This window comes from Pseudomonas sp. NPDC096950 (assembly GCF_044762525.1).
In the GTDB taxonomy this organism is placed as follows: Bacteria; Pseudomonadota; Gammaproteobacteria; order Pseudomonadales; family Pseudomonadaceae; genus Aquipseudomonas.
This window is the reverse complement of sequence record NZ_JBIWEL010000036.1, coordinates 26014-39105: the sequence shown is the minus strand read 5'-3', so window position 1 is coordinate 39105 and position 13092 is coordinate 26014. Positions and strand designations below refer to the sequence as shown.

The window sequence follows — 13092 nt, the reverse complement described above, 5'->3', positions numbered from 1 at the left end:
GGCGGGCGTGTAGCAAATACTGGTTACATTTTGCGCAATCAAATGTACCGATTGGTTCGCGAAAAAGCTGTCGTATGGCCATTATCCACGTCGGGGCGGGCGAGTCTGTCGGTTCTGTCCGCGATCAACGAGCGAGTTCGCGGCTTTTTCATCAGGAGAATGCACCTGACTGTGTAGTCCCCGTGCCCGCGAGGTAGCTAAGCGACGCCGTGGACTACTACACTCGGTCATTCTTTGATACACGGAGGTTTTGACATGCGGCGCGTGGTGTTCAATCAGAAAGGTGGTGTGGGTAAGTCCAGCATTGCCTGCAATCTGGCAGCGGTCAGTGCCAGCGAGGGCTATCGCACCCTGTTGGTGGATCTCGATGCCCAGGCCAACTCTACTCAGTACCTGACCGGCCTCACTGGTAATGACATCCCCATGGGGATCGCCGATTTCTTCAAGCAGACCCTGTCTTCCGGGCCGTTCTCGAAGAAAAACCAGGTGGATATCTATGAAACCCCGTTCGACAACCTCCACGTCATCACCGCCACCGCCGAGCTGGCCGACTTGCAGCCCAAGCTTGAGGCCAAACACAAGATCAACAAGCTGCGCAAACTGCTCGATGAATTGAGCGAAGACTACGACCGGATCTACCTCGACACCCCGCCAGCGCTGAATTTCTATGCGGTGTCGGCGCTGATTGCCGCTGATCGCGTGCTGATCCCCTTCGACTGCGACAGCTTCTCACGCCAGGCGCTGTATGGCCTGCTGGCGGAAATCGAAGAATTGAAGGAAGACCACAATGAAGGCCTGGAAGTCGAAGGCATCGTGGTCAACCAGTTCCAGGCCCGCGCAAGTTTGCCCCAGCAAATCCTCGACGAACTGATTGCCGAAGGTTTGCCGGTATTGCCGGTGTACCTGGGCAGTTCGGTGCGCATGCGTGAATCCCACCAGGCCAACACACCGCTGATCCACCTTGATCCGCGACACAAACTGACCCAGCAGTTTGTTGAGTTGCACAACCTGCTGGAAAACGCCTGATCCCTACAGACAACGCAGAAACCATGTGGGAGCGGGCTTGCTCGCGAAGGCGTCGTGTCAGTCAATGTTGATGTCGACTGACACTCCGCCTTCGCGAGCAAGCCCGCTCCCACAGTTTTGATTCGGGGTGGCCTCAGATCCCCTGGCTACGCAACCAGCTCATCAACTGCGGCAATGGAAACGCCCCGCTCTGGCGCGCCACTTCCCGGCCGTTCTTGAACAGAATCAAGCTCGGAATCGAGCGAATCCCCAACTGCGCCGACAACTGCTGGTTCGCCTCGCTGTCGAGCTTGGCCAACCGACACTTACCCGCCAACTGCCCCGCCGCCTGCTCGAACACCGGCGCAAACGACTTGCACGGCCCACACCACTCTGCCCACACGTCCACCAGCAACGGCAAATCGCCCTTGATCTGACTGGCGTAATCGCCTTGTTTCAATTCGAAAGGTTTGCTCAGCAGTACCTCGGCTTTGCAACGGCCGCATTTTGGATGGTCGTTGAGGCGCTCGGCGGGAATGCGGTTGAGGCCGTTGCAGTGGGGGCAGGGGATGAGGAGTGGTTCGGTCATGGCAGGCTCTGGATAAAAGGAAATCTGTGAAGCTGATCTGGAGTCGTCGCTCATGATTATCAAGCGACGACTCACCAACTGAATCGTAAAGCCACGAGTTGGTCGGCTCTACGACGAACAACTAATCTCCAAATGCTTACCCCACTCCGGTGGCCGCTCAGCGTAGCTGTCCATCCCCGGTTGTTCTTCAAACGGATTGCTCAACACCCCGTGAAGGCGACGAACCTCCGCATAGTCGCCACTCTCCGCCGCATCGATGGCTTTCTGCGCGAGATAGTTACGCAGGATGTACAGCGGATTCACCGCATGCATCCGCCCGCGACGTTGTTCCTGATCAACCGCGCCTTCTCGGGAAACCCGGGCGATATACAGCTCGCCCCAGGCGTCGAAGCCCTTGATGTCGACGAAGTCGTCGCGCAGCCGGGCGACGGCCAGTTCGGGTGATTCGTCCCCGAGGCGGCGGAAGAACAGGGTGTAATCGACGCCGCTGTTCTGCATCAGTTGCAGCAGGCGTTCCAGCAGTTTCTGGTCGTCGTCTTCGGCGGTGGTCAGGCCGAGGCGGCGGCGCATCAGGTCGAGGTAGTGGGCCTGGTACAGCGGCAGGTACAGGCCGAGGGTTTCGCGCAGGGCTTCGACGCTGATGAACGGCGTCAGGGCCTGGGCCAGGGCGCTGAGGTTCCACTGGCCGATCGGCACCTGGTTGCTGAAGGAGTAGCGGCCCTGGTCATCGGAATGGTTGCAGATGAAGTTGGCGTCGAAGTCATCGAGGAAGGCGAACGGGCCGAAGTCGAAGGTGATGCCCAGGATCGACATGTTGTCGGTGTTCATCACCCCGTGGCAGAAGCCATAGGCCTGCCACTTGGCGATCAGTTCGGCGTTGCGCTCGACGATCTCGCGGAACATCGCCAGATACGGTTCCGGCTGTTCCAGGCATTCGGGGAAGTGCATGGCCAGCACGTGCTCGCCGAGGGCTTTTTGCTGCTCGGGGCGCTTGGTGTAGTAGAAGTATTCGAAATGCCCGAAACGCACATGGCTTGGCGACAGGCGCAGGACCATCGCCGCACGTTCCTGCTTCTCGCGCCAGACCGGCGTGTCGGAGCCGATCACGCACAATGCGCGAGTGGTCGGGATGTTCAGGGCATTCAGTGCTTCGGAGGCGAGAAACTCGCGAATCGAGGAGCGCAGTACCGCGCGTCCATCACCCATGCGCGAGTACGGCGTCTGGCCGGCACCCTTGAGGTGCAAGTCCCAATGCTCGCCGGCCTCGTTGTAGACCTCGCCCAGCAACAAGCCGCGTCCGTCGCCCAACTGTGGGTTGTAGGAACCGAATTGATGCCCGGAATAGACCATCGCCCGTGGTTCGGCTTCGGCCCAGAGCTTGTGGCCGCCGAACAGCTCGGCGAACACTGGCGTCTCGGCCACGGCCGGGTCCAGGTCCAGCAGCGCCATGGCGGCGGGGCTGGCGACCACCAGTCGCGGGTTCGCAATGGGCTCCGGCAGCACATGGGTTGAGAACGCGTCGCCCAGGCGGGCGAAGCGATTATCGAAGGTCAGTTCGTCGAGGGGTTTCAACGGCCATCTCCAGCAGAATGTCCGAGCATTCTGCTAGGGATAAGGCGGTTAGTCGAGTTTGGTCTCGGGCGGCTCTTGCATCGGGTCGTCGCGGAGGGCTTCGTGGGGCGCTTCGCGGGAGATGATGGTTTTGTTCTCTTCCTCGACCGGCACCAACTTGTATTCCTGGCCGTGCAGGTTCTTCAGGTAAACCTCCATCTGCCGGAACGAGATGTTGATGTGCTGCTTCTTGAACTCGTGGTTGATGAAGCGGTTGACCTCATCGAGCACCGGGTTGCGGTCGCCGAGGTCGCGCACGTGCATGCGCAACTCGTGGTCGAGGGTGCTTTCGCCGAAGTTCAGGAAGTACACGTGGGGCTCGGGTTCCTTGAGCACTCGCGGGTTATCCCGTGCGGCCTGCAGCAACAGAGACTTGACCAGATCCAGGTCCGAACCGTAATCGACGCCGAGCTTGAGGGTCACCCGGGTGATGGTGTCGGTCAGGGACCAGTTGATCAGTTGCCCAGTGATGAACGTCTTGTTCGGGACGATGATGTCCTTGCGGTCGAAGTCGGTAATGGTCGTGGCGCGGATGCGGATCTTGCTGACCGTGCCCGACAGGTTGCCGATGGTGATGGTGTCGCCGATCCGCACCGGGCGTTCGAACAGGATCATGATGCCGGAGATGAAGTTGGCGAAAATCTCCTGCATCCCGAAACCCAACCCCACCGATAGCGCCGCCACCAGCCACTGCAACTTGTCCCAGCTCACGCCGAGGGTGGACAGGGTCGAGACGAAACCGACACCGGCGATCACGTAGGACAGCAGCGTGGTCGTCGCGTAGGCGCTGCCTTGGGCCAGGTTCAGCTTGGACAACACCAACACTTCCAGCAGGCCGGGCAAGTTGCGCGCCAGGGCGAAGGTGATGCCGATGATGATCAATGCGCCGAGCATGTCGCCGATGCTGATTGGCACCATGCTCATGTTGGCGCCGGTGCCGCTGGTGTATTCGTAGAGGGTGACGTTGTCCAGGTACGAGAACACCGAGATCAAGTCCGACCAGACCCAGTACAGCGCCGCGATGAAGCCGCCGAGCAAGGCCAGACGGATCAGGCGCAACGACTGCTCGTTGACCTTCTCGATGTCCAGGGTCGGCTCTTCGATCACCGCTTCGCCATCGCCGGCCTCTTTCGCGGCCTGGCGTTTGGCCAGGGCACGTTGATAGGCCAGGCGTCGTGCCGCAACGCTCAAGCCGCGCACGAACGTGGCTTCGATCACCAGCCAGAACATCAGCAAGTACAGCGTGTTGATCAACCGGTCGCTGAGTTTCAGCGCTGTGTAGTAATAGCCGAAGCACACCGCCACGAACAACGCGACGGGCAGCACCGTGAACATGATCCCCACGGCTTTGCGGAACAGCGAAGCGCTTTCATGGGTTGGGCTGCTGATCAGCAGGCGACTGAGCAACCAGGCCATCAAGGCATAACAGGTCAGCACCACCGGCATGCCGAGCACGTCATCGGCCAGTGCCGCCGGTTGCAGTTCCGCAACCGCCACCACCGCAACCAGCGCCATCACGACCAACCCGAGTCGGCGAACCCAGCCTTGCAGGAATTCGACCTGAGGTTTTTCCCAGCGGAAATGCAGTTCGGCCACGCCGCCCGGCGCGAGGATCCGGTAGGCGGTGTAGAACACCAGCCAGGCCTGGCCCATTTGTATCAGGGCCGCGCCCATATTGGCGTTCTGCCCGCGTGCGTCGATCTGCAAGGCCAGGCCACACAAGGCCAGGCCCAGCGCCACCGGCATCGCCAGCAAAATGTTGATCAGGATCGCCTGAGGCGTGTGCCACTGGCTGTCACGTTTGAAGTGACCGATGTCCTGGTGAACCTTGTTCAGTCGGGCATACAGACTCTTGCGCCGCCACAGCAGGGCACCGATCAGCAACACCAGGGGCAGGAACAGCAACGGCCGCTGGATCAGGCCATCGCTCAATTCGCTCAGGCTCGAAGTCCAAGGCAGCGTGGTGACCTGGCGTTGCAGACGTTCCGGTACGCCGTGCATCCATTCCAGGTCCAGCGGCTTGTTGCTCGGGATCCAGAACATCTGCTCGTCGAGGGTGGACCGCAGACTTTTCGTGGTGCTGAGCAATTGCTTCTGGTTCAGCTGCAAGGTGATGGATTGGTTGAGTACCGCGCTCAGTTCGCGGTTCAGTCGTTCCAGCAGTTCGGCGCGGGTGTTGGCCAGTTCCAGCAGGCTCTTGCGCAGTTGCGGGGTGACTTGCTCCGGCGGTTGGGTTGCCAACAGGCTGTCAACGTAGCTTGCCGGGTTGCTGAGCAATTCCCGTTGCTGGCTGACTTCGAATTGAAACAGGCGAATGTCAGCGATCTGGTCCGCCAGGTCACGGTCAAGTTTGAGTGGCGGCAGGGACTGCTTCTGTTTGTAGAGAATCTTGGACAGCAGCAAGCTGCCCTTGAGTACGTTGATCTGCTCGTCCAGGGCCGAATCGCTTTGGGTCACGCTGTCCAGTTGCTGCTTGGTTTGCAGGTTCTGTTGGGTGATGGCGTTGAGGCGGTCGGTATTTTTGAGCAGGTAGTCAGAGAGTTTCAGGTTCTGCGCGCTTTCCGTGGCCAGCAAACTGCTGCTGCCGGACTTTTGCGCTTCGATGGATTGTTGCGTCACCGTCTCTTGGGAATGGGCCAGGCGCTTCTGGTTGATCAGGGTTTGCAGTTCCTGGATTTCCTGATCCTGGCGCGCGACTTTTTCCGAGAGCACGTCATGTTGGCTGTTGCCGAGGTCCTGCAACTGACTGTTGCCGGCCAGTTCCTGGCGGCGCAGCGGGATCAGGGCGTTGAGCGCCGCGAGTTCGGCGTTGAGCTGGTCACGCTGCTCGACGCTTAAGGTCTTGCCGTTATCTTTGCCGGCCTTGAGGATGTTGTTGATCTGCTGGATGCGCGTCTGGCTGCTGGCGATCTCGGCCTGGGCGCGCTCGGGACGGGTCTGGGCGGTGATGATCAGGCTGTTGGCGTCGGCCAGGGCTTTTTGCAGCTCGCCTTGCTGGGTGGAGCGCTCGGTCAGCATCTGTTCGAGTTGCGGGATCGACAGATTGGCGTAGCGCTGCTCGATCGGCACCACTTTGGTGGCCTTGAGCCGGGCCAGCTCCCGCTGGTTCTCGATGTTCTGCTTGGGCGCGGTGGCCAGTTGCTGGTTCAGATCGATCAGTTTCTGATCGTAATCGCTCTTGCTCGTGAGCTGGGTCAGGGTGTTCTGCAGAATGGATTGCAGGGCTTTCTGGTCGGCTTCCGGCAGTTTGCGTTCGGCGATCCTGTCCAGGCTTCCCTGCACAGCTTCGCTGGACGGCGGTTCGCCGGCTTGCAGCGTACCAATGGAGAGACTCAGGCCCAGCAGGGCAATGGCGAAGAAAGAGCGCAGGGTTGGCATAGATACCGGTCTGGAACTAGGTGAAAAGAATGGCAGTTTAGAGGAAGAGTCCCGGACCCGGGCGACTTCCTTCGGGGAATCTGACGCCCACTTTGCCGATCTTGTTCCCGTCCATGACCGCGACCGTCCAAATGGTGTTGTTCCACTCCACCTGGTCGCCCACGACTGGCGCGCCGCCCACTTTCTGGGCAATGAAACGGGCCAGGGACATGTCCGGATCGATGCCTTCGACTTTCAACCCGTACAGCGCCGCAACCGCGGCCAGCTGGGCGTCTCCTTCGAGTACGAAGTCGCCGAAGAAACGCAAATCGAGGCCCCGTTGCGGCGCCTGGCTGAAGAGTTTTCCGAGGGCCGTCAGGTTGTGTTCATGGCCGATCACGCAAAGCAAATCGTCGACTTCGAGCACCGTACTACCCGACGGATGGAGCAGTTGCTGGCCACGAAACAGGGCCGCGATCCGGGTGCCTTCGGGCATTTTCAGTTCGCGAAGCGGCGAGCCGATGCACCATTTCTCCGCACCGAGGCGATAAACGAATAGCTCCCACTCGCTGGTGACGTGGACTTCCAGGGCCGAACGGGAGATCGGCGCGGGCTCCGGCGGAACCGTCACCTTCAACAGTTTGGCGACCCACGGCAGGCTCGTGCCCTGCACCAGCAGCGACACCAGCACAATAAAGAACGCGAGGTTGAAATAGAGTTGAGCGTGCGGCAAACCCGCCATCAGCGGGAACACCGCCAGAATGATCGGTACCGCACCGCGCAGGCCGACCCAGGAAATAAAGGCTTTTTCGCGACCGTGGAACGCTTTGAACGGCAGCAGGCCGACCATCACCGACAGCGGCCGGGCAAACAGAATCATCCACAGCGCCAGGCCCAGGGCGGGCAGGGCGATGGGCAGCAAGTCGTGCGGCGTGACCAGCAAACCCAGCACCAAAAACATGCCGATCTGGGCCAGCCAGGCCATGCCGTCGAGCATATGCAGGATGCCGTGACGGCTGCGCACCGGGCGGTTGCCGATCACCAGGCCGCACAGGTAAACGGCGAGGAAGCCGCTGCCGTGCAAGGCGTTGGTCAGGGCGAACACCAGCAAACCGCCGGCAATCACCAGGATTGGATAGAGGCCGTTGGCCAGATTGATGCGGTTGACCAGTTGCAACATGACCCAGCCGCCGCCGAGGCCGACGACGCCACCGATACCGAATTCACGCACCAAGTGCCCGAGCAGGCTCCAGTGCAGGCCGGTCTGGCCGCTGGCGAGCATGTCGATCAGGGTCACGGTGAGGAACACCGCCATCGGGTCGTTGCTGCCGGATTCGATTTCGAGGCTGGCGGTCACCCGCTCGTTCAGCCCCTTGCCACCCAACAGCGAGAACACCGCCGCGGCATCGGTTGAACCGACGATGGCGCCGATCAGCAGGCCCTGGATGATGTTCAGGTTGAACAGCCAGGCTGCGGCCATGCCGGTCAGCCCGGTGGTGATCAGCACGCCGACCGTGGCCAGCGACAACGCGGGCCATAACGCCACGCGGAAACTCGCGACCCGCGTGCGCAAACCGCCATCGAGCAGAATCACCGCCAACGCAAGGTTGCCGACCAGATAGGCCGTTGGGTAGTTATCGAAAATGATGCCGCCGCCGTCGACGCCAGCGGCCATGCCCACGGCCAGGATAATCACCAGAATCGGGATACCGAGGCGGGACGAAAGGGAACTCACCAGAATGCTCGCACCTACCAGCAACGCGCCGATCAAGAACAGGCTGTTGATGGTCGTCGCATTCAAAGGCAGTACTCCAGAAAGCTGAAAGGCGGGCACAAACTGACCATGCAGTCTGCGTGCCAGCGATTCTAACCTGTTGAAATGTGATGCTGTCAAAAAGCTTTTGGTCCTTCGGACCTTCGCGAGCAAGCCCGCTCCCACAGTTGACCGTGTTGTTCACAATATTTGTGTACGACACAGACCCAATGTGGGAGCGGGCTTACTCGCGAAGGCGTCAGGGCTGCTGGCGCCGCTCGTGCGGTTACAGGCTAAACCGCCCAACCATCGTGTTCAGGTCCACCGCCAACCGAGACAGTTCGCTGCTGGCCGCGCTGGTCTGATTCGCCCCGGTCGCCGATTGCACCGACAGATCACGGATGTTCACCAGGTTACGGTCCACTTCGCGAGCTACTTGGGCCTGTTCTTCCGCCGCGCTGGCGATCACCAGGTTGCGTTCGTTGATCTCGACAATCGCACTGTTGATCGTGTCCAGCGACATACCCGCGCCACGGGCGATGTTCAATGTCGATTCCGCGCGTTCGGTGCTGTTGCGCATCGAATCCACCGCGTGCTCGGTGCCGCTCTGGATGCTGCCGATCATGCGTTCGATTTCGCTGGTGGACTGCTGGGTACGGTGCGCCAGGGCCCGAACCTCATCCGCCACCACCGCAAACCCGCGCCCGGCTTCACCGGCACGGGCCGCTTCGATCGCGGCGTTCAGGGCCAGCAGGTTGGTTTGGTCCGCGAGGCCGCGAATCACGTCCAGCACCTTGCCGATGTCCCGGGATTCGTTGGCCAGATCGCCGATCAGCGTCGCGGTGCTTTGCACATCGGCGCTCATGCGTTCGATGGCGCTGACGGTTTCCTGCACCAGGTCTCGGCCGTCACCGGCGGAGGTGGTGGCATTTTTCGAGGCTTCGGAAGTGCTCACTGCGTTGCGCGCGACTTCTTCCACGGCGCTGGTCATTTCGTTGACCGCGGTGGCGGCTTGTTCGATTTCGTTGTTCTGCTGGGTCAGGCCCCGGGCGCTTTCGTCGGTGACGCTGTTCAGCTCTTCAGCGGCGGACGCCAGTTGCGTGGCCGAGCCGGAAATCCGTTGCAGGGTGTCGCGCAGTTTGTCCTGCATCTTCGACATCGCAAGCAACAGGCGACCGGCCTCATCCTGGCCATCGACGGTAATCGGGCGGGTCAGGTTGCCTTCGGCGATTTCTTCAGCAGCGCTCAACGCATTGGCGATCGGCTTGGTGATGCTATTCGTCAGCAGCCAGGCGAATAGCAGGGTCAGGCCGGTGGCGATGACCAACAGGGTGATGACCAGGTCAAAGGACGCCGAATACTGATCGCTCGCACCTTTATCAGTCTCGGCAATCTGCTGGGTGTTGATCTCCAGCAATTTCCCGAGGGCTGCGTTGACCGCTTCAGAGTTAGCCAACAGATCGGTGTTGAGCATTTTGCGCAGGTCATCAATCTGATTGTTGCGCGACAGACTTTTCATCCGGTCTTCGAGTTGGCGGTACTGCGCCAGCAACTGTACATACTGATCATACGCCGCACGTTCCTGCGGGCCGTCGATCAGCGGTTCGTAGACCTTCTGTGCGTCGCGGATCTGCTGGTTGCGGACGTCGAACAGCTCCATGGTTTTCTGCTGCACGTCCGGTTCGCGGTTGATCAGCAAACGGTAGGACAACACGCGCAGGCGTAGGGTCAGTTGAGTGAATTCATCCAGGCTCTTGATGCTCGGCACGCTGGCGGTGGCGATGTCTTCACCCGCCGCGCGGATCTTGCTCATCTGGTTCAGGGCGAACACACCCAGAATCAGCATCAGAGCGCCAATCATGGCAAACCCGAGGAACGCCCGCGGCGCGATATTCATATTACGAAGGGACATGGTATTTACCGAGAAAAGCGCATCCGTGCGAGGCTGAGACTGCTATATGGATGACTTATCGGTCATACGACTAAAGTCTTGAGGCCCTGCGCGAATATGTCGCAGGCCGGCCCCGGCGACGAAGTGCAGGAACCAGATCCACCAATCACAGTCTTTAAAACTCGCGAGGAAGGTCGCCCGCCAGGAAAATCAAGGCCTTGCGCCCCAATAACCCTGGCATCCGTGGTGACTTTTCTTTATCGTACGCGCCCTTTGAAAAAGCTTGGAAAATCAAAATGTTGGAAGCATCCCTGAGTCAATTGGAACAACTGGTCAGCGACCTGGTGCAACAGAACCAGAGCCTGCTCGGCACCAACCAGACCCTGAGCGCCGAACTGGCCCAGGCCAAGGATGAAAACGAAAGCCTGCAACTGAGCCTGATGGAACAGGAAGAGAAACAAGGCGCCACCGCCGCCCGCATCCAGGCCCTGGTTGAGCGCGTCAGCGCCGGCCCTGTCAGCGCATGAATCAGGGCGCCGCAGGGGTAAAAGTCGTCTCGATCCTGGGGGAGGACTATTCGATCAAGGCGCCGGCCGGGGAAGAGCAGACCCTGCTGGACGCCGCCATGATGTTGAAGGCAGCCCTGGCCGACACCAAACGCAAATACCCGACGCTGATCGGCGACCGCTTGTTGGTCCTGGCGGCGATGAATCTGTGCTCCCAGCAGATCGAAATGAAAAAGCAGCACCAGCAGGAACTCGACCGTTACCAAGAGCAAGTCAGCGCCACGGTTGAAGTGATCGCCAAGACGATCAATCAGGCCTGATCGGCTTTGAGCACAACCAAAGAATAAATTTGTCGACTGCGTTGTATACAATCGGCACGGCTGTTGCAGTGTTTCAGCCACTTATTCTTTGGGGGTGTTCCATGCAGTTCTGGCGACGCAGTATTCAATGGCAGTTGATCCTGAGTATGGGCACCGCCCTGCTGGTCAGTATTCTGATCGTGGTTGGCGTTTATACCCTGGTGGTCAACCGCCTCGCCCAGAGCTATCTGGTCGAACAGGCGCTGCCGTCGAGCATCGAAGCGATGCGCAACGACATCGAGCGGATCCTCGTCCAGCCCCTCACCGCCGCCAAGGACATCGCCAGCAACAGCATGGTGCGCGACTGGTTGGCCGGGGGCGAAAACAGTGCCCAGACCGACACGTTCGTGAAGTACCTGGAAGGCATCCGCGCCGAGCACAAAGCCTTTACCGCGCTGATCGTCGGCACGGCGTCCAACCATTACCTCACGGAAAAAGGCCTGGACCGGACCCTCAGCCGCTCCAATCCCAAGGACGCCTGGTTCTATTCCTTTCTCGACAGCAACCAGCCACGCACCCTCAATATCGACAATGACACCGCGACCGGAGAATTGGCGCTGTTCATCGACCTCAAGGTCGAGCAGGCCGGCAAAGTCGTCGGCGTTGCCGGGCTCGGGCTGAGCATGAAAGTGCTGTCGGAGCTGATCCACAACTTCAACTTCGGTGAGCGCGGCAAGGTCTATCTCGTGCGTTCCGACGGTTTGATCCAGGTTCACCCCGAGGCGCAGTTCAGCGGTAAACGCACACTGGCCGAGCAAATCGGCGCTCCGGCGGCGCAAGCGGTCATGGGTCAAAAAGCCGCCACCAACAGCAGCTTTGTGCGCGACGGCGAAGATTATCTGGCGCTGAGCCTGCCACTGCGTGATTTGGGCTGGACGTTGGTGGCCGAAGTGCCACAGTCACAGATTTATGCCGAAGCCCGCCGCGCCATGTGGATGAGCAGCGGTATTGGCCTCGCCGTCGCAATGGTGTGCCTGTTGCTGGTGGTGTTGCTGGCCCGTGGCCTGGTGCGGCCGATTCGTCAGGTAACAGCGGCGCTGGTAGCCATCGGTAGCGGTGGTGGAGATTTGACCCACCGGTTAGATTCCAGCCGCGCCGATGAACTGGGTGATCTGGCGCGGGGCTTCAATCGGTTCCTCGAAAGTCAGCGCGACATGATCGGCGAAGTGCTGACCACCAGCGAGCGGTTGCGCACAGCGGTCGGCCAAGTGGCGAAGGTGGTGGATAACACCGCCGAACGCTCCGGGCGTCAGCAGGAAATGACCGACATGGTCGCCACCGCCGTTCACGAGATGGGCCTGACCGTACAGGAAATCGCCCAAAACGCTGGCAACGCCGCAGTCGCCTCGCAAACCGCGCGCGATGAAGCGCTGCAGGCCCGGGAAGTGGTCGGTGGTTCGATCCGGCATATAGAAAGCATGTCCGACGAAATCGGCGTCGCCGCCACGGCGGTGGGAGAGTTGGCGCATCAAGTGGCGTCCATCGATCAAGTGCTGGCGGTGATTCGCGGGATTTCCGAACAGACCAATTTGTTGGCGCTGAATGCTGCGATTGAAGCGGCGCGGGCCGGGGATATGGGGCGTGGCTTTGCGGTGGTGGCGGACGAAGTTCGGACCCTGGCGCGACGCACACAGTCGTCCACTGACGAGATTCAACAAATGATCGGCAGCCTCAAGCAGGGCGCGGAAAATGCCGTGTCATCGATGCATTCAGGGCAAGCGGCGACGGGTACCGGGGTTGAATCGAGCCAGCGCACCGGAACATCGTTGACCGCGATTACCGGGCAGATCGAGCGCATCAGCGACATGAACCATCAGGTCGCGACCGCGACAGAAGAGCAGTCGGCGGTGACCGAAGAGATCAACCGCAATGTGCAGGGGATTTCCGATTTGGCCCGGGCGACGGCGGGGGAGGTCAGGGCTTGTCGTGAGGATTGCCAGACGTTGCAGCGGTTGGCGGATGATTTGGCGCGGCAGATGGGTGGGTTCAAGTTGAGTTGATGTGTTGTCGGTGCGGGCCTC

The 13092-nt window shown here is 60.4% G+C and carries 9 protein-coding genes and 1 pseudogene; 4 read left to right on the top strand and 6 right to left on the bottom strand.

The window, feature by feature from the left end:
• Positions 1-255: 255 nt before the first annotated feature.
• Entirely contained in the window at positions 256-1026 is a 771-nt protein-coding gene (locus ACIQY3_RS32335) for a ParA family protein (protein ID WP_054053184.1), read from the top strand.
• 133 nt (positions 1027-1159) lie between these two features.
• Here ACIQY3_RS32335 and trxC read toward each other — a convergent pair whose 3' ends face one another.
• From trxC to ACIQY3_RS32305, 6 genes and pseudogenes are all read right to left on the bottom strand, one after another.
• Entirely contained in the window at positions 1160-1594 is a 435-nt protein-coding gene (gene trxC, locus ACIQY3_RS32330) for a thioredoxin TrxC (protein ID WP_059408111.1), read from the bottom strand.
• Between the two features lie 108 nt (positions 1595-1702).
• The gene (gene selO / locus ACIQY3_RS32325; protein ID WP_403028216.1) at positions 1703-3166 is read right to left on the bottom strand and encodes a protein adenylyltransferase SelO; all 1464 of its coding nucleotides are present in this window, start codon (positions 3164-3166) and stop codon (positions 1703-1705) included.
• A gap of 48 nt (positions 3167-3214) precedes the next feature.
• A complete protein-coding gene (gene mscK, locus ACIQY3_RS32320) occupies positions 3215-6583 on the bottom strand; it encodes a mechanosensitive channel MscK (protein WP_403028213.1) in 3369 nt (1122 codons plus the stop codon).
• A 37-nt stretch (positions 6584-6620) separates the two neighbouring features.
• Entirely contained in the window at positions 6621-8363 is a 1743-nt protein-coding gene (locus ACIQY3_RS32315; RefSeq protein ID WP_403028210.1) for a potassium/proton antiporter, read from the bottom strand.
• A 238-nt stretch (positions 8364-8601) separates the two neighbouring features.
• Positions 8602-9465, bottom strand: a complete 864-nt coding sequence (locus tag ACIQY3_RS32310; RefSeq protein ID WP_403028288.1) for a methyl-accepting chemotaxis protein — start codon at positions 9463-9465, stop codon at positions 8602-8604.
• A pseudogene (locus tag ACIQY3_RS32305) lies at positions 9457-10212 on the bottom strand (MCP four helix bundle domain-containing protein); the annotation flags it as partial. The gene ACIQY3_RS32310 and the pseudogene ACIQY3_RS32305, both read right to left, overlap by 9 nt.
• Positions 10213-10502: 290 nt before the next feature.
• Between ACIQY3_RS32305 and ACIQY3_RS32300 the strand changes: the two are divergent.
• The 3 genes from ACIQY3_RS32300 (at position 10503) to ACIQY3_RS32290 (ending at position 13071) form a co-directional block, all read left to right on the top strand.
• Positions 10503-10733, top strand: a complete 231-nt coding sequence (locus tag ACIQY3_RS32300; protein ID WP_054053207.1) for a hypothetical protein — start codon at positions 10503-10505, stop codon at positions 10731-10733.
• Entirely contained in the window at positions 10730-11032 is a 303-nt protein-coding gene (locus ACIQY3_RS32295) for a cell division protein ZapA (protein ID WP_123402505.1), read from the top strand. Before ACIQY3_RS32300 ends, ACIQY3_RS32295 begins: the two co-directional genes overlap by 4 nt.
• 101 nt (positions 11033-11133) lie before the next feature.
• Entirely contained in the window at positions 11134-13071 is a 1938-nt protein-coding gene (locus ACIQY3_RS32290; RefSeq protein ID WP_403028207.1) for a methyl-accepting chemotaxis protein, read from the top strand.
• Positions 13072-13092: the final 21 nt, after the last annotated feature.